The sequence below is a fragment of the Mycolicibacterium aurum genome, from assembly GCF_900637195.1.
Taxonomy (GTDB): domain Bacteria; phylum Actinomycetota; class Actinomycetes; order Mycobacteriales; family Mycobacteriaceae; genus Mycobacterium; species Mycobacterium aurum.
Genome location: NZ_LR134356.1, coordinates 5745492 through 5766762, shown reverse-complemented (window position 1 = coordinate 5766762; position 21271 = coordinate 5745492). Strand labels below are relative to the sequence as shown.

The following is a 21271-nucleotide window of genomic DNA, read 5'->3' as shown; positions in this document are numbered from 1 at the left end:
CCGCTGGCTGGATTCATTCACTCCTGAGTCGCCATCCGGTAAACGTTGGGCTACCGGACGGCCTCCTCCTCATCGGAAGGTTCGGCAATGACGTCGGTAATGACACTGTCCCGAGCTCTGACCGCGGCGACGACCGCACTGCTGGTCGCGTCCGCCGTGGCCTGCGCGCCCCCCGAACAGAAGAGCTCGGGCGGCGAGACCGAATCGGGCGTGAACGCGGCGGAGGCCACCTCGGCGCAGGACTTCGGTGGCCTGGAGGGCCTCGTCGAGGCGGCCAAGGCCGAGGGCGAGCTGAATGTCATTGCACTGCCCCCGGATTGGGCCAACTACGGCGCGATCATCACGGCGTTCTCCGACAAGTACGGCATCAAGGTCAACTCGGCGCAGCCGGATGCATCCAGCCAGGACGAGATCAACGCCGCCACTCAGCAGAAGGGCCGCAGCACCGCCCCCGACGTCTTCGACCTCGGGCAGTCCGTGGCGCTGGCCAACACGTCGATGTTCGCGCCGTACAAGGTCGAGACGTTCGACGACATCCCCGCGGCCTTCAAGGATGCCGACGGCACCTGGGTCAACGACTACGGCGGCTACATGTCGATCGGCTTCGACTCGTCCAAGGTTCCAGCGGTGACGAACGTCAACGATCTGCTCAAGCCCGAATACCAGGGCAAGGTGGCACTCAACGGCGATCCCACGCAGGCCGGCGCAGCGTTCTCCGGCGTGCTGATGGTGGCACTGTCCCAGGGCGGGTCGGCCGACGACATCGCGCCCGGCGTCGAGTTCTTCCGCAAGCTCAAAGAGGCGGGCAACTTCCTGCCCGTGGACCCGACGCCGGCCACCATCGAGTCCGGGCAGACGCCGGTGGTGATCGACTGGAACTACACCAACGCCAGCGAAACCAAGAAGCTGCCGTCCTGGCAGGTCCTGGTTCCGCCGCAGAGCGCTGTCGCCGGGTACTACTACCAGGCGATCAACAAGGACGCGCCGCATCCCGCGGCGGCCCGGTTGTGGCAGGAGTTCCTCTACAGCGACGAAGGCCAGAACCTCTACGCCCAGGGCGGGGTACGGCCGGTGCGCGCCGACAACATGCTCGCCGACGGCACCATAGACGAAGCCGTTGCCGCGGCCCTACCCGTGGTCGACGGGCCGGTGACCGTGCCGACGCCGGAGCAGACCGAGGCGGCATCGAAGTACCTCGCGGAGAACTGGGCTGCGGCGGTGGGCTGATGCGTGCCGGCCGCCGACTTCGTGAGGCGCTGCCACTGCTGCCGTTCCTGGCCGTCGTCGTCGTCTTCCTGATCATCCCGACGGTCACCGTGGTGGTGAGCTCGGTGTATCTCGACGGGGTCTTCACGCTGGATCGGATCGCGGCGCTGTTGCGCGGCACCGCACTGTCGGCGCTGATCGACAGTGTGCTGCTGTCCGGGGCGACGGCGTTGCTGGGCGCGTTCCTCGGCGCGGTGATGGCGTGGCTGATCGTCAGCAGCCCGCCGACGTCGATGGTGCGGCGCGCCGTGCTGTCGCTGTGTAGCGTGCTCGCCCAGTTCGGCGGCGTCGCACTGGCATTCGCGTTCCTGGCGACCATCGGGCTCAACGGCGTGCTGACCCTGTGGGTGCAGCAGGCCTTCGGCTTCAACCTGGCCGGCTCGGGCTGGCTGTACAGCCTGTCCGGGCTGATCCTGGTGTACACGTACTTTCAGATCCCGCTGATGGTCATCGTGTTCATCCCCGCGCTGGAGGGGCTGCGGGAGCAGTGGCGCGAGGCGGCGGTCAGCCTGGGTGCGTCCACGTGGGCGTACTGGCGGGAGGTGGCGATCCCGCTGCTGACACCGGCGTTCCTGGGATCGGCACTGCTGTTGTTCGCCAACGCGTTCGCCGCGTACGCCACGGCTGCGGCCCTGGTCAGCCAGGGCAGCCCGATCCTGCCGCTGTTGATCCGGGCGTCGCTGGTCAGCGAGGTGGTGCTGGGCCAGGCCGGGTTCGCCTACGCGCTCGCGCTGGAGATGATCGTGGTGGTGGCGCTGGTGATGCTCGCCTACAACCTGCTGGTGCGGCGCACCGCGCGGTGGCTGTCATGACCCCCAGAACGCTTGTGCGCGGCACACTCTGGGTACTGTTCGGCCTGTTCTTCCTCTTCCCGCTGTATGCCATGGCCGACTTCTCCACCCGGAACCTGCTCGCCGGCGGGCGTACCGGGCAGGCCTGGGCCAACCTGGTGGCCGACGAGGCGCTGTACCGGGCGATCGTGGTGTCGCTGTTGCTCGCCGTGTTCACCGTGATCGCGATGCTGGTGCTGCTGGTCCCGACGATGATCTGGGTGCGACTGCGGGCCCCCTGGGCGAAGGGACTGGTGGAGTTTCTGTGCCTGCTGCCCTTGACGATCCCGGCCCTGGTGATCGTGGTGGGGCTGCGCAACGTCTACCTGTGGGTGACGTACCTGCTCGGTGAATCCGCGCTGACGCTGACGTTCGTCTATGTGATCGTCGTGCTGCCGTTCGCCTACCGGGCGCTCGACGCCGCGCTGTCGGCGATCGACCTGCAGACGCTCTCGGAGGCGGCCCGCTCGCTGGGCGCAGGCTGGCTGACCACGATCGCCCGCGTGGTGGTCCCCAACATCTGGTCGGGAATCCTCTCGGCCGCTTTCATTTCCATCGCGGTGGTGCTCGGTGAGTACACCATCGCATCGCTGTCCGGCTACGACACCCTTCAGGTCCAGATCGTCCTGATCGGCAAGAGCGACGGACCGACCTCGGTGGCAGCGTCGCTGGCCACCCTGCTGTTCGGTTTCGTGCTGCTGCTGATCCTGTCGCTGGCGACCCGGGGGCGCAGGGGCGGACGAACACCGGGGGTGACTACGTGAGCAGTCCAGGTGTGGCTGTCCAGTTGACCGATCTGACCCGGGTGTACGGCACCACCCGTGCACTCGACGGGCTGACCCTGCACATCGAACCGGGCGAGCTGGTGGCGCTGCTCGGCCCGTCGGGGTGCGGGAAGACCACGGCGCTGCGCATCCTGGCGGGGCTCGACGAGGCCACGTCGGGCACCGTGTCGGTGGGCGGCGTCGACGTCGGCAGGATGCCTGCCAACAAGCGCGACATGGGCATGGTGTTCCAGGCCTACAGCCTGTTCCCGCATCTGACGGTGCTCGACAACATCGCTTTCGGCCTGAAGATGCGCGGAAAATCCAAGCAGGACAGGATGTCCCGCGCTGTCGAGATGCTCGAGTTGGTGGGGCTGGCCGCGCACAGGGACAAGTACGCGAACGAGTTGTCCGGTGGGCAGCAGCAGCGGGTGGCGCTGGCCCGCGCGCTGGCGATCCAGCCTCGGGTGCTGCTGCTGGACGAACCGCTGTCGGCTCTGGATGCCAAGGTGCGCACGCAGCTGCGCGACGAGATCCGGCGCGTGCAACTGGAAGTGGGGACGACGACCCTGTTCGTCACCCATGACCAAGAGGAGGCGCTGGCCGTCGCCGACCGGGTCGGGGTGATGAACCAGGGCAGGCTGGAACAGCTGGCCGCCCCCGCCGAGCTCTACGCCAACCCGGCCACGCCGTTCGTCGCGGACTTCGTCGGGCTGAACAACAAGGTCCCGGCGACGGTCTCGGGCGGCACCGCCCGGCTGCTCGGGGTCGCTGTGCCGGCGCTGCCGGGATCGGTCGAGGGGGACGGGGTGGCGATGGTGCGGCCCGAAACCGTGACCGTCACCGCAGATCCCGACGGCACGTCGACCGTGCGCTCGGTGTCGTTCCTCGGAGCCATCACGCGGATCAACGTGGGTGTGCCGGACGGCTCGCTGATCAGCGCTCAGATGGGCAGCGCTGCGGCGCGGGCATTCGCACCCGGCGACCGCGTCACGGTGGGAGTGGAGCCGGGCGGAGTGCTGGTCACACGTCGTCCCTAGACGTCGGCGACGGGCTCGATGCCGAGGTCCCGGTAGGTCACCAGGGCGTGGAACGGCACATTGCGCTTGGCGAAGCGGGCAGCGGCGATGTCGCCGCGGTCGACCATCGGGATCACCCCGACGACCACGACACCCAGCGGAGCGATCCGTTCCAGCGCGAGCTCGGTGGAGCCGCCGGTGCTGATGACGTCGTCGACGAGCAGCACCCGCGTGCCCGGCTCCAGCCGGGTTCCCTCGACCCACTGCTCGCGGCCGCGCTGCTTCTGTTCCTTGCGCACCGAGAACCACGCCTTGCCGGTCACCATCGCGACACCGTGCGCGAGCGGGTCGGCGCCCATGGTCAGGCCGCCGACGGCGTCGAACTCGATGCCGTTGGCCGCGGCGAGATCGGCGACCGCCTTGGACACGATGGTCAACCGCTCCCCGGTGTCCACCGCGTACTTTCCGTCGATGTAGTCGTGGCTCAGTTGACCGCTGGCCAGCTTGAACGGTTCGTCACGGCGCTCGTGTCCACGGGTGCGGATCAGGTCGAATGCGGCGTGCCAGGTCTGCGGACGGTCGGTCATTCCTGTCATCCTATTCAGGCTCCCCGGGCTCGATGCGCCAACTCGACCGTCGCCGAACGCAATTCGTCGATCGAGTCGATCGGGGACGCGTAGCCGATCCTGGTGTAGGCCACCCCGCGCTCGGTGTTGACGCGGAGGTCCAGGCCGTAACGGTCGGCGCCCGTGCACAGCGCCGACGTGGTGTCGGGGTACCCGCCGAGGGTCCGCGCCATCGCCGCGAGGGACTCCGCGTGATCGGCGTTGAGATGGGCCACCGCGCCGGCCGACCGCAGGGTCACCGGGTCGGGTGCGGCGGCGGAGTAGGCGTCACCGCTCGTCGAGTCCATGCGGCCGTACCCGCCCACCCAGCGCACCCGGGAGACCCGCAGCACCCACAGCGTGAAGTCGCTGTAGTCGATGTAGTACTTCGCCGCGTCGACCGCCGCCAGGTGCGCCTCCCGCGCCGCGTCGCGTTCGTCGCCGGTAGGCGACTCCACCCGGCCTGCGAGGGTGATCCGCGCGTTGGCCAGCGGATCGGACTCGGTGGCCGGTGCGACGACGGCGATGCTCGCCCTCGGATCACCCGCCAGGTTGCGGCCGTGTTCGGCGAGGTTGGACACGCAGAGCACCGGGGCGCCGTCGAGCAGGCCGTACGTCACGAAGGACGCCCACGGGTCACCGTCGGCGGTGAGCGTCGCCAATGTGCCGGTGTTCGTCGACGCGGCGATGGTGCGCGCTTCCTCGGCGGCGGACGGCCGGACGGCAGCCACCGGTTCGGTCAGCGGCGGCGGCGCCGACGGGGCGTCGCCCGGGTCACCATGATCACGAGTCGAGCCTGCGGACGTCACGACGGCACCCTATCGTCTCGTGACCGCCTTCGACCTGCCGTTCTCGCGCCGGGCCGGGTAACTGACGGTGACGTCGATTCAGGCGGTTTGCGCGGCACCCGCGATCATGGCATCTGCGTGGGCAGATGTGCGAGAATCGGGGTGGCTGGACACTTCGTCAACCACTTGTCGACCACTCCTCAATACTCGGTCCCACCCGCGATTTCCGGAATTGATGGCACCATGCCCGAGCCCGCTCTGCGTTCACTCGTAGTAGCCGGTGCGCTGGCGGCCGCCGTGGTGCTGAGCGGTGTGGGCGCGGCATCGGCATTCGCCGACGACCCGGGCGACTCCGACGGTTCCAGTCAGGAATCCGCCGGCTCCGGCGCCGGCTCGGAGGACCCGGGCGGCAGCGAGCCCGCACCGGACGACTCCGATGACGCCGGTGAACCGGCCGACCGCAGTCCTGCCGAGGAGGCCAAGGAAGCCGAGGACACCGGCGCGCCCGAACCCACCGAACCCGTGGATCGAGGCGACTCCGGCGGCCGCGACGCCCCCGTGGACGAACCTCCCACCCGCGCACCCGCCCCGCAGTCGCCGTTCAGCAACTCGATCACGATCCCGTTCTTCCGGTTGCCGGCCCCCGGGGAGATCCCCGCGGGTAGCTGGCCCACCGTGTCGACGTTCTACACCACCATCGACATTCCGGTTCCGACCCTCGGAGAGTTCCTGAGGTCCCTGCAGGCCGTGCCGACGCCGGCGCCGGCGCCCGGACCGCAGTTCCGCACGCAGGAGGAGGCGCCCGTCGCCGATGCCACCACCGGGACCACCACCGGTTCCGGCGGTGGCGGCAACGTCATGTCGGACCCCGCGGTGTTCCGGGCGCCGCTCGTGACGGTGCCGCGCGCAGTGACGGTGGCAGGCAAGCCGCCCCGGGCCGCCGTCGGTGGGCCGGCGGGAGCTGCAGGTCCATCCGGTGTCACGCAACCCGGCGTCGCCGGGGTGCGCACGCCGGCGATTCGCGGCTCGGTGGCACCCACGCCGGGCGTGTCCTCACCTCCGGCGGCGACACCGATGGGCGGCTCCTCCAGCGTGGGCGCCTATCCGCGCGGTGTGATGAACCCGACCATCACTCAAATCGCTGCGGTGGCCCTGCCCGGGGTGGCCGGTCTACTGGTCCTGACCTTCAGCGGCGGCCTGATCGGCTACCGGCAGGCCAACAGCGTCCGCTACGTCCGGACCGCGGGAGCCGACCGCTTCCTGCCCTAGGGCACGCAGGCGGTGATTCCTTTCGCGCCGGGCTGGGTAGGTTGCAGACCATGACGCTGGCATTCAGCGAGTGGATCACCAACCGGCGCTGGTACGCCGGCCGCAGCCGCCAACTCGCCTCGGCTCGACCGGCCGTGGTGACGCCGCTCGGCGACGACCTCGAACACGTACTGCTCGACGTCACCTACACAGACGGGTTCACCGAGCGCTATCAGGTGCTGGTGCGGTGGTCCGACGACTCCGTCCCCGGCTTCCCCGACGCTGCCGTCATCGGCACGGAGTCCGGACCCGGCGGCACCCGCTTCGCCTACGACGCGCTCTACGACCCGGAGGCGGCCCGCCACCTGCTGTCGCTGATCGACTCCTCGTCGACAGTCGGGGGTCTGCGCTTCAGCCGGGAGCCCGGGGTGACGCTGCCGGTCGCCGCGCCGCCCAAGGTGTCCGGCGCCGAGCAGAGCAACACCAGCGTGATCTTCGGCAAGGACGCGATGCTCAAAGTGTTCCGCCGGGTGTCGCCCGGCATCAACCCCGACATCGAGCTCAACCGCGTGCTGGCGCGCGCAGGCAACCGGCATGTCGCGACGCTACTCGGCTCGTACGAAACCTCCTGGGAGGGAACAGGATCCGAGCCATGCGCGCTGGGAATGGTGGCTGCCTTCGCAGCGAACAGCGCCGAGGGCTGGGACATGGCCACCGCCAGCGCCCGCGATCTGTTCACCGGCGAGGTGGGCGGGGACTTCGCCGCCGAGTCCTACCGGCTCGGCGAGGCCGTGGCGTCGGTGCACACCACCCTCGCCGAGACGCTCGGCGTGGCAGGTGACCGATTCCCGGTCGACACCGTGTTGCACCGGTTGGCGGCGGCCGCGCAGGCCGCACCGCAACTTGCAGAGCTCGTCCCGCAGATTCAGCAGCGCTACCGCGCCCTCGCAGGGCACGCCATCTCGGTGCACCGCGTGCACGGCGACCTGCACCTGGGACAGGTGCTGCGGACACCCGAGAGCTGGCTGCTGATCGACTTCGAGGGTGAGCCGGGCCAGCCCGTCGAAGAGCGGCGACGCGCGGACTCACCGCTGCGGGACGTGGCCGGTGTGTTGCGGTCCTTCGAGTACGCGGCGTACCAGAGACTGGTCGATCTGGGCCCGGACGACGACCGCGACGGGCGCCTCGCCGACCTGGCGCGCGATTGGGTGGCACGCAACAGCGCGGCGTTCTGCGACGGCTACGCGTCGGTCGCCGGTGCGGACCCGCGCGATTCCGGTGACGTGCTTGCCGCCTACGAACTGGACAAGGCCGTCTACGAGGCGGCCTACGAGGCCCGCTTCCGGCCCACCTGGTTGCCGATCCCGATGCGCTCCATCGAGCGCATCCTCGGGTGAGGCTCAGCGCACCAGCCTGCGCAGCAGCACTGACGCCACCGCGATCCCGGCGATTGCGGACACCAGCAGCACCGCCACGTCGAGCGCGCCGTTGGACGGGGTCCCGATCAGCAATCCGCGCAACGCGTTGACTTCGTAGGACAACGGGTTGACCGCCGACAGCCAGCGCAACCACTGCGGCATCACGTCGACGGGATACAGCGCGTTCGACGCGAAGAACAAGGGCATCGTGATGGCCTGGCCGATACCCATCAACCGGTCGCGGTTGCGCACCAGGCCGGCCAGCGACATCGACAGGCACGCGAAGAACGTCGAGCCGAGGACGACGACGCCCATGGCGGCCATGATCTTCAGCGGGTTCGCCGTCATCTGCACGCCCAGCACGAACGCCAGCCCCACCACGCCGATCACCTGCACCACCGACCGCGTCCCCGCCGCGAACGCCTTCCCGGTGACGATGGCCGACGCCGGCGCGGGCGTCACCATCAGCTTGGCCAGGATGCCCGCGTCGCGGTCCCACACGATCTGGATGCCGTAGAAGATCGAGATGAACAGGGCCGATTGGGCGATGATGCCCGGCGCGAGGAAAGCCAGGTACGGCACGCCACCGGTGTCGATGACGTCCAGCCGCGAGAACGTCTGGCCGAAGATCAGCAGCCACAGCGCGGGCTGCACCATCCGGGTGAACAGCTCGGTGCGGTCATGACGCAACTTCTGCAGTTCGACGAGCGCGAAGGCGCCGATGCGCATCGCGAGGCCGCGCACTCTGCGCCAGCCCCGCGGGGCCAAGACGAGCGCGACCTGGGGGACGCGCGGCTCAACCGACACGGCGGGCCGTCCGGCGACTGCTGCGGACGGCGCGGAATCCGGCCGCGGTCGAATCCTCGGCGAAGTCCGATCCGGCGAAGTGCCGGAAGACGTCTTCGAGGGTGGTCTCCCGGGTGTCGCCGGGTGCGGCGATCTGACGTTTCAGCTCGGCGGGTGTGCCGACCACCTGCATCTCGCCGTGGTGCATCAGCGCCACCCTGTCGCACAGCACGTCGGCCTCCTCCATGTAGTGGGTGGTCAGCAGCACGGTCATCCCGTACGCGTCCTGCATGCCGCGCACCTGGCTCCACACGCTTTCGCGCGCAATCGGATCCAGTCCGACGGTGGGCTCGTCGAGAATCAGCAGCGACGGCCGGTTCACCAGTGCCTGCGCCAGCTCGAGCCGGCGCACCATGCCGCCCGAGAATGTCCCGGCGGGTGCATCGGCGACGTCAAGCAGCTGCATCGCCTCCAGTGCCTCGTCGACGCGGCCGCGCCGTTGCCCGCGCGGCACGTCGTAGAGCCGGGCGAACAGGTCGACATTCTGGCGCCCGGTCAGTGCCGACTCGATCGAAAGTTGTTGGGGCACATAGCCGATGTTGTGCCTGATATCCATGGTGCGACGCCGCGAATCCATCCCGAAGATGGCGACCTCGCCGTGCTGGACAGGTGTGAGGGTGGTCAGCACCCGCACCACCGTCGTCTTGCCTGCCCCGTTGGGGCCGAGCAAGCCGACGGTCTCGCCGGCGCGCACCTGCAGCGACAGGTCCGCCACCGCGGTGAACGTGCCGTAGCGGTGGGTCAGGTGCCGGCAGTCGATGGCCAACTCGGTGCTCATGGCGTCGTCTCCTTCTGCAGCATGCGCGTGATCTGCGACAGCACGGCCAGCCCGCGAGCCAGGTCGGCGCGCTCGTCGGCGTCGAGCCGGTCGAGCACCTCTGCCAGCGCGGCCCGGCGCGCGGCGCGGGACTCGTCGGCGATCTGCTGGGCGGGCTCGGTGAGCTGCAGCCGGCCCACTCTGCGGTCGGCCGGGTCCACGGTGCGCACCAGCATGCCGTCGCCCACCAGTCTGGACACCAGTGTCGAGGCGGTGTTGGGCGCCAGGGCCAGCTCGGCGGCGGCCTCCCGGACGGAGATGCCCGGCTGGCGCCCGACCAGGCGCAGCAACTCCACCTGCGATTGAGTCAGCCCGTCGGTGTCGAAGCCGCCACGGGTGGAGCGGCGCAGCTGTCGCCGGAACCGCCCCACGATGCCGAACAGCTGTCCGGCGAGATCGGTGTGCACGTCCACCCCACCGACGATACCTCTGTAACAGAGGTTATTGGATTCGAGGGGGTTCAGGCTGGCAACCGTGGCCACCCAGGTAGGTCGCCGCCGCTCGTCGGCTCCTACACCGGCCCGCCCGGCCGGTGGCACACAGGGAACACCCGGTGCCAGCTCGGTGGCCACGGTTGCTACAGCACCCTCAAGTTAACACACTGTTACGCCGAAACCGGGTCAGCTCGGCGGTAAGCGTGGTGCCGCACAAGGGGTTTCACCGCGGTGCAGCGGTGTCAGCCCTCGGTGGGGTGTTCCACGGCCTGCAGCACGATGACCGCGCGGGCTTCCACCGTGAGGCTGGCACCCGCGGACACCGGTCGGGAGCCCTCCATGACGGCGCCCTCGACCGTGTAGATCACCGGCTGCCATGCACTGCCGAACTCCTTCGGCGGCAGGGTGAAGTCGATCGGTTCGTGATGGGCGTTGAAGCACATCACGAACGAGTCGTCGGTGACGCGGTGACCTCGTGGGTCGAGGTCGGGGATGCCCTGGCCGTTCAGATACACCGCGATCGACTTGCCGAAACCCGAGTCCCAGTCCTCGTCGCTCATCTCGGTGCCGTCCGGGCGGAACCAGGAGATGTCCGGCAGCCGGACCGAGCCGCGCTGGCGCACCGGCCGGCCGTCGAAGAACCGGCGGCGGCGGAACACCGGGTGCGCGGCACGCAGTGCGGAGACCGAACTGGTGAAGTCGATCAGCGACTGGTCCGCGTTGGCCCAGTCGATCCAGGTGATCTCGTTGTCCTGGCAGTAGCCGTTGTTGTTTCCGCCCTGGGTACGGCCGAGCTCGTCACCGTGACAGATCATCGGCACGCCCTGGCTCAGCACGTTGGTGGTGATGAAGTTGCGGACCTGCTGCGCGCGCAACGCGAGGATCTCGGGATCGTCGGTCTCGCCTTCGACCCCGCAGTTCCAGGACTGGTTGTTGCTCTCGCCGTCGTTGTTGTCCTCGCCGTTGGCCTCGTTGTGCTTCTCGTTGTAGGAGACCAGGTCACGCAACGTGAATCCGTCGTGCGCAGTGACGAAGTTGATCGAGGCCACCGGTCGGCGTGCGGTGTGCTCGTAGAGGTCGGCAGAACCGGTGAGCCGGGAGGCGAACTCGCCGAGGCTGGCGTCCTCGCCGCGCCAGAAGTCGCGGACCGTGTCGCGGTACTTGCCGTTCCACTCCGTCCACTGCGGCGGGAAGTTGCCCACCTGGTATCCGCCGGGGCCGACGTCCCACGGCTCGGCGATCAACTTCACCTGGCTGACCGTCGGGTCCTGCTGGACGAGTTCGAAGAAGGTCGACAGTCTGTCGACGTCGTAGAACTCGCGGGCCAGGGTGGAGGCCAGGTCGAAGCGGAAACCGTCGACGTGCATCTCGGTGACCCAGTAGCGCAGCGAATCCATGATGAGCTGCAGCGCATGGGGGTGGCCGGCGTTGAGGCTGTTACCGGTGCCGGTGTAGTCCATGTAGTACCGCTTGTCGTCGTCGACGAGCCGGTAGTAGGCCGCATTGTCGATGCCACGCATGGACAGCGTCGGCCCCATGTGGTTGCCCTCGGCGGTGTGGTTGTAGACCACGTCGAGGATCACCTCGATGCCCGCTTCGTGCAGGGCCCGGACCATGGCCTTGAACTCCTGAACCTGACCGCCGGGAGTGGCGCTCGCCCCGTACTTGGAGTCCGGTGCGAAGAAGCCGATGGTGTTGTAGCCCCAGTAGTTCGACAGACCCTTGTCGATCAGCGTCGAGTCGTTGGCGAAGTGGTGGACCGGCATCAGCTCGATGGCCGTGATCCCGAGCTCCTTGAGGTGCTCGATGATCGCCGGATGCGCGATGGCCGCGTACGTGCCGCGGCTGCGTTCCGGGATGTCGGGGTGGGTTTGGGTGAGGCCCTTGACGTGCGCCTCGTAGATGACCGAGTCGGCGTACTCGTGCTGCGGTGGACGGTCAGTACCCCAGTCGAAGAACGGGTTGATGACCACGGACTTCGGCATGCTGGCCGCCGAATCGTCGTCGTTGCGGCTGTCCGGATCGCCGAAGTTGTACCCGAACAGCGACTGGTCCCACTGGAATATGCCGTCGATGGCCTTCGCGTACGGGTCGAGCAGCAACTTGTTCGGATTGCAGCGCAGACCCGACGCCGGATCGTACGGACCGTGCACCCGGTAGCCGTACCGCTGACCGGGCTCGACATCCGGGACGAAGCCGTGCCACACGAAACCGTCCACCTCGGGCAGCTTCAGGCGCGTCTCGTTGCCGTCGGCGTCGAACAGGCACAGCTCGACCATCTCTGCCACCTCGCTGAACACGGCGAAGTTGCTGCCCGAACCGTCATAGGTCGCGCCGAGCGGGTAGGCCTTGCCCGGCCACATCTCGGTGAAGGCCGACTCCACATTGGGCGCGGTGGCGGGCTGCTCCGCGGGCATGACGGCGGGCGATGCGGTGTCCTTGGAACTGGCGGCGTTGGCCAATGTGCACACTCCGGGTTATCGAACTACTGAACAGATTGACGATACGGTGCGCGCGGGTGCCCGAGCATGGCGAGCGAGACGGCCGGATCAGGGGTGTGGCGCGTGACCACGTCCGCTGAACTGCCCCGTTACGAGCGGTCGCAAACATGCCCTGGTGACGGTGTGGTCACGATCACCCGGAGCTGCCGACCAGCTCGACACCCGCGGCGCGCATCGCGTCGACGGCGTCTGCGCTCGTCGCCGGGGACACCCCCGCGGTGAGGCCCAGCAGCACTCTGGTGGCGAACCCTGCGGCGGCCGCGTCGGCCGCGGTGGCCTTCACGCAGTAGTCGGTCGCGATTCCGACGATGTCGACGGAATCGATTCCCCGCGCGCGCAACCAGTCCGCCAGTGAGGTGCCGTCGTCGAGGGTCCCTTCGAAGCCGCTGTAGGCAGCCGCGTAGCGGCCCTTGGTGAACACCGCCTCGATGGGCATGACGTCGAGGTCGGGGTGGAAGTCCGCGCCGTGCGTCTCGGCGACGCAGTGCACCGGCCAGGAGTCGACGTAGTCGGGATCGGGAGAGAAGTGCGTGCCCGGATCGATGTGAAAGTCCTTGGTGGCGACCACATGTGCGTAGCCGGGGGAGTCGCGGAGCAGCGCATTGATGCCCTGCACCACCGTGGCGCCGCCGGCCACGGCCAATGAGCCACCCTCGCAGAAGTCGTTCTGCACGTCGACGATGATCAGCGCGGTGTGTGGCTCGGTCACCCTTCCACGGTATCTGCGCTGCGGTCGGCCCGCTGGTGAGCGGTGAGTAACAGATGGTCGAACGTCGCACGCGGTGGCAGTACGTCGTCGTAGACCAGCGCGGCGTAGTCGACCACCAGCTGCTCGGCGAGCGCCCGCAACTTGACGTTGGTCTCCTGGGAACGCCACCGCAGCAGCTCGAAGGCGGAATCGGCATCAATGCGGTAGATCAGCATCAGCATGCCTTTGACCTGCTCGATCGCGGCCCTGGACTCCGCGATGTCGCTGAGCGCCGCGGTGAAGTTCGCCTGCGTCATCGCGGCCGACGGGGTGACGTCGACGTAGAACCCGTGGGTTCCGATCAGGCGACCCGACTGGTCTTCGAGCCGGTCGCCGATCACGACGACGTCGTGGGTCTCGCCGCGGGTGTCGATGATCCGGTGCCGGGTGGAGAAGGCGCCGTGACCCCGGCGCAGCTCGTCGAGGGTGGCAGCCACCTGGCGTCGGTCGTCGGGGTGCTTGTGCGAGAACACCAGCTCGGTGGTGGGCGTCACCGACCCCGGTTCGTAGCCGTGCATGAGCTGCACCTGTTCCGACCACTCCCACCGTTGGTCGGCGTAGTAGAAGCGGAACGAGCCGACGCGCTGGGGCGCTCCGCCGGTGAGCGCCTGCTCCAGTGGGTCATCGCTTGGCACAGAACGTCCCTGGCGTCATGGTGTGATCATCCTCCGAACAGCAGATACAGGCCGGTGAAGGTGTAGCCGACCATGACGAGCATCATGGCGAGCTGACCAGTGAGTTGATGGCGCTCGGGCAGGACCTGCAGCGCCCTGTCGTGCGCCGCAACGACTCCGGCGACGTGGCCGGCGACCACGAATCCGACCTTGCACGAGGCCAGCACCGCGGGGTGCATCGACAGCACGTACACCACCTCGGTGTCCGGTATGCCGAACAGCCGATAGACGGTCTGCTGACCACGTTCGACCAGATATGTCAGATAGTGCGCGAACACGTAGCCGATCACGATCGGGATCAGTGAGTGCGCCAGCAGTCCGGGCAGTTCACGCCGTCGACGTGCGTCGACCCCGCCGGTGCACCGGGCCGCCGCGCAGAAGGTGACCGCCACGATGCAGACGAATGCCGCGAGTCCGCCGGTGCGGATCAGGGTGGCCGTCGCCTCTGACTGTGCGACGTCGTCGACAAAGCCGCGCCACCGTGGCATCGCCGAAAAGCTGTCGAAGGCCGTGGAACCCAGCAGCACCGACAACACCGCCACTGTTCCCGGCCGGATCGGCAGCGACAGCAGGTTGTCGAAGGGGTTCCCGATCACGATGCGGCCGTTCATGTTTCGGCGAAACGGTGACAGCCGCGACGCGACGACGCTGTACACCTCGAACGGATCGGCGCGGGCGCACCACCGGGTTCCGCAGCAGATGGTGCCCGCCAGCGTGAGCGCGAGGTAGACCAGCAGCCAGGTCCGGATGGCAGCGAGCGATCCGGGGTCGGCACTGGCCAGCTCGAGCCAGACGAAAGCGAACAGGCCCGCGGCGGCGGGCCAGTAGCCCAGCGCTGCAGGATAATTGCGGCCCAGGTCACGCCGTCCGGTGAACCGGTGCACAGCCCGCACGGGGGACATCACCTTCCACACCGGGCCCGCCGCGACCGACAGCGCCACCAGGCCGACCCACAGGAGCACATAGAACACGCCGGGCAGCGCGTTGCCGGAATCCTGCGGACCGGTGAACGTGGCGATGGCCACCCATGCGGTGGCCAGCAACGCGAGCCCGGCCAGGACCCACCGGGTGGGCGCCGCATCGACTGTGCGGGTCACCCAGTCGGGCAGCGGGTGTCCGGGTGCGGCGGCGTCGAATCGCGGCTTGCGCCACGCGAGCGCCACCACCGCGAAGGTGAACGTGAGCGCCCACGCGGCTCCGATGAGGGCGTACGTGAACGGAATCGGGAGATCCGTCGAACCGCCGAGACCGTGGGCGAGGACTTGTGACGTCACCGCACCTGGATCGTTGCGATCGTCGTGTGCGCCTCATGTAACTCGATGTCGACGCGGCCGGGAACCGTCACGGTGAACTGGAACGACTGCGCGGGCCCGACCCCGACGTCGAAGCTGTGCTCGGGGGTCGAGTGCACGTGCAGCTCGTCGGTGGCGTCGCTGTCGACGCGGACGACGATCGGCTCGTTCACCTCGGCCTGCAGCTGTTCGTTGGTCGGGGTGACCGTGCCGCCTTTGATGGTGACGTCGATGACCAGCTGCTGCGGCGGCGCCTGGGCCTCGGTCATCGCGGACGGGTCGACCGTCGCCGACCCCGATGGCGTTGCGGTGTCGGCGGATTCGCCGGAACCGCAGGCGCTCAGCAGGATCGCCGCCGCGGCGACGGCGAGGCATCTGTGTGCGGTGCTCACTGTTCCCTGTCGTTGTCGGGTTTCCGTCGGTTCTTGGCTGCGATGTAGACGACCACCGCGGCGACGACGATCGCGGGTGCGAACGCCGGCACCGCCAGCCAGATCGGGTGGTCGGCCAGCACCACCACGTCCGGTGGTGACGTCATGCCTGAGTCGAGGGTTGGAACTCGGCTTCGCTGTCGGTGGGTTCGGTGTTATTGATTCGCCCACCGCCCCAAGTGATTCCGGCGATCATGGCGAGGGTGCAGACGAGCACCACCAGACAGCCGATCAGCCAGAGCGACTGCGGGATGTCAGGGCTGCGTTCGCGCTGGAGAATGGTGATCTCGGCGACGAACGGGCGGGTGAACTGCGCCTCGGCGGGCACTTCCTCCGCCCCGATGCCGGGGTCGCCGGCGAGGTAGATCGGTACCGCGGTGAACGTCCTGCCGTCGTGCACACGCAACAGGGTCTTCCAGGTGCCGGAGACCGGCATCGGCTGGGTCGATCGGAAGTGTCCCGGTCCGACGTTCTCCAGGCTGTCGTGGAAGATGCCGCGTTCGTTCGCCAGACCTCCCTGCCAGCCCAGCACCGTCACCCAGTTGGGGTTGTCGCTCAGGACGTCGGGTGGATTGAACCGCACGTCCGCAGTGACGAAACGCTGGCCGTCGACAGGCGGGGCCTCGGTCAGCGTCACCGACGCGGTGGCGTTCGGTGGGACGTCGTAGCGCAGGCCGTTGGCCGCGGCGCCGCCGATCGCCAGGATGGTCAACGCCACCAGGCTCACCCCGACGGCCCGGCGGGGCAGTCGCTTGCCCGTCAGCACCATGCCCACCATCGCCCCGCAGCCGCCGGTGAGGACCGCAACGGGTATCGCCATGGCCAGCGCCTCCGGCCAGATGCTGGTCGGCCACGTCAGCGGATAGACGGCGTTGATCCACAACGACTCGATCCACAGGCCCACGGTGCCGATGCCCAGACCGGCGACGAGCCCGAAGACCACGGGTCGCTTGATCAGCGGCGTCAGCGCCAGGAGTTCGACGACGACGGCCGCTCCGAGATAGAGGGCGAACCAGTTGACCGGTGCATCGAGGACGGGCGCCACCAGGAAGGCGACGATGCCGCGGAGACCGATGGCGACGACTGCCGCGATGAGGGCGGCGCCGCGGCCCATGAAGACGCGGGCGGCAACCAGCGCCAGCCCGGCCGCGGCGGCGATCAGCATGGGCTGGAACACCTGACGGAACTGCGGGACACCGAAGTCGAACTCGATCTGGTAGACCGACGCGCCGATCAGGACGCCCGCGAACGCCAGGTATTGCACGAACCGCAGGCCGAACCCGTCGGGTGGGGTGTCGGCGGTCCTGACCCGGCGGCCTTCGTACTCCAGGTAGAGCGCAGAGAGCGTGGAGAAGCCGGCGCCGCCGATCATCATCAGGTGGGTGGGACCCCACAGCGTCACGTCCTGTCCGAAGATGCGGTGCCACATGTCGTCGAGCGGGAAGCCCATCAGCGCGTAGAGGCCGCAGCCGGCCATCACGATGCCGCCGACGGGGGCGTACCAGTCATCGGTGATGCGGACCGCCGACGGGCCCGGCTTGTTCTCCTCGCCCAGGGGCAGCACCATCGCGGTACAGCCCGCCACGAAGATTCCGAACAGGCCGATCAGGATGAAGTAGTGGGCGGGGTTGGCCAGCGCGCCGTCGTCTCGGCCGTTGCCGATGTGCAGGCTGACGTCCCAGATGAAGCCGAACAGCGCACAGATGATCGACGTGATGAACATGGCGATGGGCAGTGCCACCCACGGCGGGCGTTTGAATCGGTGTCCCGTCCACTCGGCCAGCCGAGTCAGCCAGGTGATCTTGTGCGTGCGGTGCATCCAGCCGATCCACAACAGCACCGCCGCGACCACCGCGCCGGCGGCGGACAGAGCGATGATCTCGCTGAGAGCGGCGCCTCCACCCTCGTCACCGCCCGACGGCTGCGCCAGCACCGACACCGCCTGCACAGGAAACTCCATCGTTGTCCCTTCCCCACCCGTCGCGAATACCTTACTCGTCGGTAATGTTGCCAGATCATGCCTAGGTGAAACCAGGGGTACCGGGTTTTTTTCCTGCTCGCCGGTCGTTGAACTGCGGGTACGCCTGGCCGTCGGTGAGCGTCACCTCCGCGGCGGGCGCAGCACTTTCATTGCCATCTTCATCACTGGGGCCGGAACGCGGTCCTTCATCGACAGGGCCGAGGCGCCCATCTGGGTGCGGGCCGGGGTGCCGCGGCCGAGCACGCGGTTCAGCGGGCCGCCCGTGGGCTCGAGGTCGACGTGCAGGGGCGGCTTTCCGTCTGCGGCCCCGAGGGCGTTGCCGATGACCATCCGCTGGATCTCGCTGGTGCCCTCGAAGATGGTGTACAGCTTCGCGTCGCGGTACCACTTCTCGACGGGGTGATCCTTGATGTAGCCGTAGCCGCCCATCGTCTGAATGGCGCGTTCGGTGGTCCGCACCGCGAGTTCGCTGGCCGCCAGTTTGGACATCGAGCCCTCACCTCGTTCGAAGGGGATGCCCGTTGCCGCCATCCAGGACGCCCGCCACGTGAGCAACCGCGCGGCATCCAGTCCGGTGGCCAAGTCGGCGAGCGGGAACGAGATGCCCTGGTTGTCGATGATCGGCGCACCGAAGGCTTCCCGGCGGTTGGCGTATTCGGTGACGTATTCCAAAGCGGCCCTGGCGATTCCGAGCGCCTGCGCGGCGACCATCGGCCGGGTCTGTTCGAAGGTGCCCAACGTCGCCGACCCGGAGTGCTTGGCGCCCGCGACGGCTTCGCGGGCGCGGGCGAGTTTGTGGTCGAGTTTCTCCTGCCCGCCGAGCAGGTGGTCGGCGGGAATCCGGACACCGGTGAATTTCAACTCGGCGGTGTGAGAGGCGCGGCAGCCGAGCTTGTCGAGCTTGCGCACCATGTCAAGGCCGGGGGTACCGCCAGGCACGATGAACAGCGCCTGGCCCTTGTGGCCGAGTTCCTGGTCGACGACGGCGTTGACGACGTGGACGTTGGCGATGCCGCCGTTGCCGATCCACATCTTGTGGCCGTCGATGATCCAGTCTGCGTCCGGTCCCGAGCCGTCGCGGCGGGCGGTGGTGCGCAGATTCCGGACGTCGCTGCCGCCTTCCGGCTCTGAGATCGCGAGCGCGGCGAGTTTGAGGTCGCCTGGTGTGCCGAAGCATTCGGGCGCCCACTGCAGCATCTGCTCGGGCGAGGCCGCCTGCCCGATGGCCGACAGGGCCAGCGCGGGCATCACCACGGCCAGTCCGATGCCGGCGCAGCCCCAGAACAGTTCCTCCATGAACATCGGCAGTGACAGCCCTGTCGGGTCGCCGATCAGGTCGCGGTAGAACAGCGGGCTGTAGAAGCCGCGCGCGGCCGCTTCTTCCAGTACCGGCCACGGAAACTCCTGGCGCTGGTCGTAGTCGGCGGCGACGGGGCGAACGACCTGCTCGGCGAACTCGTGGGCGCGCCGGGCGAGGTCGTGCTGGGCTGCTGTCGGCGTGATGTCGAAGGTCATGACGGACTCCCGGATTGAGTGCACATGTGTTCACCGATACCCACTTCGCTGCCGGAGGAATCGGGGTCGGCCTACCGTGGACCGATGCGGATTGCCGCGCTCCGCCAACGTGACGGCACCACGTGTGGGCCCTCGGTCGCCGTGATGGCCGGCGCTCTGCTCGATCCCTCCTACGGGGCGGAACCGACGCAGGAATGGTTCGCGAGGGAGCAGGGTCGGGTGCATGCGCGGATCAACCGCGTGTGGCCGCGGATGCTCGGCACCACGCCGATGGGGATGGCGCGGGCGATCACGGTGCACTCGCGGGAGCGCGCGGTGCGCTACCGATGGCGGCTGTGGCGGGGGCGTAGCGACGGGCTCGCCGACGTGCTGGCGGTGGTCGACGCCGGCTGGCCGGTGGCGATGCTGGTCGGCCGTCTTCTCCCGAGACACTGGGTGCTGATCGTCGACGTCACGGCTGACCGGTTGCGCTGCTACGAGCCGTCGTCGGGTGAGATGCGCTCCGTCGAGCTCGAGGCCGTCCGGTGCGCGCGGATGACGGGTGTGGGCTACCCGCGGGTGTTCGCCCTGGTGCTGCCGAAGCTCTCGACGCGCTCGGCCACGGCATGATCGCCGGGGTGGGATGACGTGCGCAGGCCGGCGACGACGCCGTCGCGGTTGCGATCAGGCTGGTTCTGCGACATCTTCGCCTTGCCCTCGACCGACGTGATGCTCAGCTCCACCCCGACGATGCCCGCGAGCTGACCGGAGACATAGGACTCCGGTGCGTCGGTGACCTGCCACGGCTGGTCGCGGTTCTGCTCATGACGCTCGGTCAGCATGCTGACGAGATCGCGCAGCCAGTCGGTGTCGTCGTGGGCGAGGAGATGTCCGTGCACGGTCAGCACGTCGTAGTTCCATGTCGGGACGACCTTCCCGGTCTCACCCTTGGTGGCATAGAAGCCGGGCGAGATGTATGCCTGTGGTCCGGAGAAGATCGCGACGGACGTGGCGCCGACGGCCAACCAGTGCGGGTTGGCGCGGGCCACGTGCCCGATGAGGGAGTGCCGGACCGGGTCGTAGAGAAGCGGCAACGGGGTGACGAGCATCCCGTCGTCGGTGTGGCTCACCAGGTTCGCGAAGCCGGCGCGCGCGAGGGCGGCGCGGGTGTCGGCGTCCGGCAGCGCGAACTTCGGCGGGATGTACATGGTGTGCTCAGCCTAGAGAGGGCCGTCCCCGTCCCGGCTGCGCAACCGCGGCCTCACGCCGCGCCGGCCGCCGCCCCGGCCTCGGCGATGCGGCGGTGCGCTTCGCCCTCCGAGATGCGCAGCCGGCGCGCCAGGACCTTCGCCCACGGGGCACCCGCGAACTCGACCGGTGGCGGGCCGGCGATCAGGTGGCCGAGCAGGCTGCGCTGCGTGGCCGCGAGCAACTTCTCCAGTGCGTCCAGCCGGACCAGAAGGGCACGCTGGTCGGCGGGCTGGAGTGTGTGGAAGGACAGGTCGGCCACCTGCCGGTATGCGCGGTCGACGGTGTCGAGGGCCTCAGCCCAATCATTCTTCGAACTCATGTTCGACACGCTACGGAGGGGGTCCGACACATCGATACGCTGGCGAACATGGCCAGGAAATTCGCCACCGCCGACGTGGTCACACTGCCCGAACTGCTCGACTTCATCCGGCCACGGCACCACATGGTGCTGACGACGTTCCGGGCGGGCGAGTCGCTGCAGACCTCCCCGGTCACCGGCGGCGTGGACGGCGAGGGCCGCATCGTCGTGGCGACCTATCCCCAACGGGCCAAGACCGCCAACATCCGGCATCGGCCCCGCGCCAGCGTGGTCGTGCTGTCCGACGACTTCACCGGCCCCTACGTGCAGGTCGACGGCCACGCCGAGGTCGTCGACCTGCCCGACGCCCTCGAGCCGCTCGTCGAGTACTTCCGGTCGGTGGCCGGCGAGCATCCGGACTGGGACGAGTACCGCCAGGCGATGCTCGATCAGCGCAAGTGCCTGATCAGGGTCACGCCGCAGCGCTGGGGCCCGGTGGCCACCGGGGGCTTCCCGCCCTCGTAAAACCGGTGGTCCGCCGAGGTCGAACAGGACGTTCGGCGGCG

At 68.6% G+C, this 21271-nt stretch carries 23 protein-coding genes; 8 read left to right on the top strand and 15 right to left on the bottom strand.

Features of this window, described 5'->3' with window-relative positions; translation table 11 throughout:
* Positions 1–99: 99 nt before the first annotated feature.
* The 4 genes from EL337_RS27365 to EL337_RS27350 are packed head-to-tail and all read left to right on the top strand — an operon-like array spanning position 100 to position 3900.
* Positions 100–1227: an ABC transporter substrate-binding protein gene (locus EL337_RS27365; RefSeq protein ID WP_109519760.1), complete on the top strand. Its 1128-nt coding sequence runs from the start codon at positions 100–102 to the stop codon at positions 1225–1227.
* Positions 1227–2078: an ABC transporter permease gene (locus tag EL337_RS27360; protein ID WP_048630772.1), complete on the top strand. Its 852-nt coding sequence runs from the start codon at positions 1227–1229 to the stop codon at positions 2076–2078. Before EL337_RS27365 ends, EL337_RS27360 begins: the two co-directional genes overlap by 1 nt.
* Positions 2075–2860 (top strand): ABC transporter permease, encoded by a 786-nt coding sequence (locus tag EL337_RS27355; protein ID WP_048630771.1) that lies wholly within the window; start codon positions 2075–2077, stop codon positions 2858–2860. The genes EL337_RS27360 and EL337_RS27355 overlap by 4 nt, the downstream gene beginning before the upstream one ends.
* On the top strand, positions 2857–3900 hold the full coding sequence (locus EL337_RS27350; RefSeq protein ID WP_048630770.1) for an ABC transporter ATP-binding protein: 1044 nt from the start codon (positions 2857–2859) through the stop codon (positions 3898–3900). Before EL337_RS27355 ends, EL337_RS27350 begins: the two co-directional genes overlap by 4 nt.
* On the opposite strand, the gene EL337_RS27345 is transcribed toward EL337_RS27350, so the two are convergent.
* Together EL337_RS27345 and EL337_RS27340 are read right to left on the bottom strand one after the other, a co-directional pair.
* On the bottom strand, positions 3897–4475 hold the full coding sequence (locus EL337_RS27345) for an orotate phosphoribosyltransferase (protein WP_048630769.1): 579 nt from the start codon (positions 4473–4475) through the stop codon (positions 3897–3899). The genes EL337_RS27350 and EL337_RS27345 overlap by 4 nt on opposite strands.
* 5 nt (positions 4476–4480) lie before the next feature.
* Entirely contained in the window at positions 4481–5293 is an 813-nt protein-coding gene (locus tag EL337_RS27340; protein WP_048630768.1) for a HugZ family pyridoxamine 5'-phosphate oxidase, read from the bottom strand.
* Between the two features lie 222 nt (positions 5294–5515).
* Between EL337_RS27340 and EL337_RS27335 the strand changes: the two genes are divergently transcribed.
* Complete coding sequence (locus tag EL337_RS27335) at positions 5516–6541, top strand: hypothetical protein (protein ID WP_048630767.1); 1026 nt, start codon at positions 5516–5518, stop codon at positions 6539–6541.
* 50 nt (positions 6542–6591) lie between these two features.
* A complete protein-coding gene (locus EL337_RS27330; protein WP_048630766.1) occupies positions 6592–7917 on the top strand; it encodes a maltokinase N-terminal cap-like domain-containing protein in 1326 nt (441 codons plus the stop codon).
* Positions 7918–7920: 3 nt separating this feature from the next.
* Here the strand turns inward: EL337_RS27330 and EL337_RS27325 are convergent, their stop codons facing one another.
* The 11 genes from EL337_RS27325 to EL337_RS27280 form a co-directional block, all read right to left on the bottom strand.
* Positions 7921–8667, bottom strand: a complete 747-nt coding sequence (locus EL337_RS27325) for an ABC transporter permease (RefSeq protein ID WP_048630950.1) — start codon at positions 8665–8667, stop codon at positions 7921–7923.
* Positions 8668–8734: 67 nt separating this feature from the next.
* Complete coding sequence (locus EL337_RS27320) at positions 8735–9562, bottom strand: ATP-binding cassette domain-containing protein (protein WP_048630765.1); 828 nt, start codon at positions 9560–9562, stop codon at positions 8735–8737.
* Complete coding sequence (locus tag EL337_RS27315) at positions 9559–10014, bottom strand: MarR family winged helix-turn-helix transcriptional regulator (RefSeq protein WP_048630764.1); 456 nt, start codon at positions 10012–10014, stop codon at positions 9559–9561. Before EL337_RS27315 ends, EL337_RS27320 begins: the two co-directional genes overlap by 4 nt.
* Positions 10015–10277: 263 nt before the next feature.
* On the bottom strand, positions 10278–12452 hold the full coding sequence (gene glgX, locus EL337_RS27310) for a glycogen debranching protein GlgX (RefSeq protein ID WP_048630949.1): 2175 nt from the start codon (positions 12450–12452) through the stop codon (positions 10278–10280).
* Positions 12453–12669: 217 nt separating this feature from the next.
* On the bottom strand, positions 12670–13245 hold the full coding sequence (locus tag EL337_RS27305; protein WP_048630763.1) for an isochorismatase family protein: 576 nt from the start codon (positions 13243–13245) through the stop codon (positions 12670–12672).
* Complete coding sequence (locus tag EL337_RS27300; RefSeq protein WP_048630762.1) at positions 13242–13919, bottom strand: PAS and ANTAR domain-containing protein; 678 nt, start codon at positions 13917–13919, stop codon at positions 13242–13244. The genes EL337_RS27305 and EL337_RS27300 overlap by 4 nt, the downstream gene beginning before the upstream one ends.
* Positions 13920–13945: 26 nt before the next feature.
* Complete coding sequence (locus EL337_RS27295) at positions 13946–15232, bottom strand: hypothetical protein (RefSeq protein WP_048630761.1); 1287 nt, start codon at positions 15230–15232, stop codon at positions 13946–13948.
* A complete protein-coding gene (locus EL337_RS27290) occupies positions 15229–15642 on the bottom strand; it encodes a sporulation protein (RefSeq protein ID WP_048630760.1) in 414 nt (137 codons plus the stop codon). Before EL337_RS27290 ends, EL337_RS27295 begins: the two co-directional genes overlap by 4 nt.
* Positions 15639–15788 (bottom strand): hypothetical protein, encoded by a 150-nt coding sequence (locus EL337_RS28850; RefSeq protein WP_170216940.1) that lies wholly within the window; start codon positions 15786–15788, stop codon positions 15639–15641. Before EL337_RS28850 ends, EL337_RS27290 begins: the two co-directional genes overlap by 4 nt.
* Complete coding sequence (locus EL337_RS27285) at positions 15785–17641, bottom strand: hypothetical protein (protein WP_048630759.1); 1857 nt, start codon at positions 17639–17641, stop codon at positions 15785–15787. Before EL337_RS27285 ends, EL337_RS28850 begins: the two co-directional genes overlap by 4 nt.
* A gap of 141 nt (positions 17642–17782) precedes the next feature.
* On the bottom strand, positions 17783–19177 hold the full coding sequence (locus EL337_RS27280; RefSeq protein WP_048630758.1) for an acyl-CoA dehydrogenase family protein: 1395 nt from the start codon (positions 19175–19177) through the stop codon (positions 17783–17785).
* A gap of 84 nt (positions 19178–19261) precedes the next feature.
* On the opposite strand from EL337_RS27280, the gene EL337_RS27275 reads away from it, so the two are divergent.
* Positions 19262–19786, top strand: coding sequence for a hypothetical protein (locus EL337_RS27275; protein WP_048630757.1), 525 nt, complete (start codon positions 19262–19264; stop codon positions 19784–19786).
* Here the strand turns inward: EL337_RS27275 and EL337_RS27270 are convergent.
* Complete coding sequence (locus EL337_RS27270) at positions 19726–20364, bottom strand: FMN-binding negative transcriptional regulator (protein WP_048630756.1); 639 nt, start codon at positions 20362–20364, stop codon at positions 19726–19728. The genes EL337_RS27275 and EL337_RS27270 overlap by 61 nt on opposite strands.
* A gap of 53 nt (positions 20365–20417) precedes the next feature.
* Complete coding sequence (locus EL337_RS27265) at positions 20418–20726, bottom strand: hypothetical protein (RefSeq protein ID WP_048630755.1); 309 nt, start codon at positions 20724–20726, stop codon at positions 20418–20420.
* Between the two features lie 48 nt (positions 20727–20774).
* On the opposite strand from EL337_RS27265, the gene EL337_RS27260 reads away from it, so the two are divergent.
* A complete protein-coding gene (locus EL337_RS27260; protein ID WP_048630754.1) occupies positions 20775–21230 on the top strand; it encodes a PPOX class F420-dependent oxidoreductase in 456 nt (151 codons plus the stop codon).
* Positions 21231–21271: the final 41 nt, after the last annotated feature.

Coding starts and splice junctions, on each gene's coding strand:
- EL337_RS27365 (WP_109519760.1), top strand. CDS start 100: ATGACACTGTCCCGAGCTCTGACCGCGGCGACGACCGCACTGCTGGTC.
- EL337_RS27360 (WP_048630772.1), top strand. CDS start 1,227: ATGCGTGCCGGCCGCCGACTTCGTGAGGCGCTGCCACTGCTGCCGTTC.
- EL337_RS27355 (WP_048630771.1), top strand. CDS start 2,075: ATGACCCCCAGAACGCTTGTGCGCGGCACACTCTGGGTACTGTTCGGC.
- EL337_RS27345 (WP_048630769.1), bottom strand. CDS start 4,475: ATGACAGGAATGACCGACCGTCCGCAGACCTGGCACGCCGCATTCGAC.
- EL337_RS27335 (WP_048630767.1), top strand. CDS start 5,516: ATGCCCGAGCCCGCTCTGCGTTCACTCGTAGTAGCCGGTGCGCTGGCG.
- EL337_RS27330 (WP_048630766.1), top strand. CDS start 6,592: ATGACGCTGGCATTCAGCGAGTGGATCACCAACCGGCGCTGGTACGCC.
- EL337_RS27325 (WP_048630950.1), bottom strand. CDS start 8,667: ATGCGCATCGGCGCCTTCGCGCTCGTCGAACTGCAGAAGTTGCGTCAT.
- EL337_RS27320 (WP_048630765.1), bottom strand. CDS start 9,562: ATGAGCACCGAGTTGGCCATCGACTGCCGGCACCTGACCCACCGCTAC.
- glgX (WP_048630949.1), bottom strand. CDS start 12,452: ATGCCCGCGGAGCAGCCCGCCACCGCGCCCAATGTGGAGTCGGCCTTC.
- EL337_RS28850 (WP_170216940.1), bottom strand. CDS start 15,788: ATGACGTCACCACCGGACGTGGTGGTGCTGGCCGACCACCCGATCTGG.
- EL337_RS27285 (WP_048630759.1), bottom strand. CDS start 17,641: ATGGAGTTTCCTGTGCAGGCGGTGTCGGTGCTGGCGCAGCCGTCGGGC.
- EL337_RS27280 (WP_048630758.1), bottom strand. CDS start 19,177: ATGACCTTCGACATCACGCCGACAGCAGCCCAGCACGACCTCGCCCGG.
- EL337_RS27275 (WP_048630757.1), top strand. CDS start 19,262: ATGCGGATTGCCGCGCTCCGCCAACGTGACGGCACCACGTGTGGGCCC.
- EL337_RS27270 (WP_048630756.1), bottom strand. CDS start 20,364: ATGTACATCCCGCCGAAGTTCGCGCTGCCGGACGCCGACACCCGCGCC.
- EL337_RS27265 (WP_048630755.1), bottom strand. CDS start 20,726: ATGAGTTCGAAGAATGATTGGGCTGAGGCCCTCGACACCGTCGACCGC.
- EL337_RS27260 (WP_048630754.1), top strand. CDS start 20,775: ATGGCCAGGAAATTCGCCACCGCCGACGTGGTCACACTGCCCGAACTG.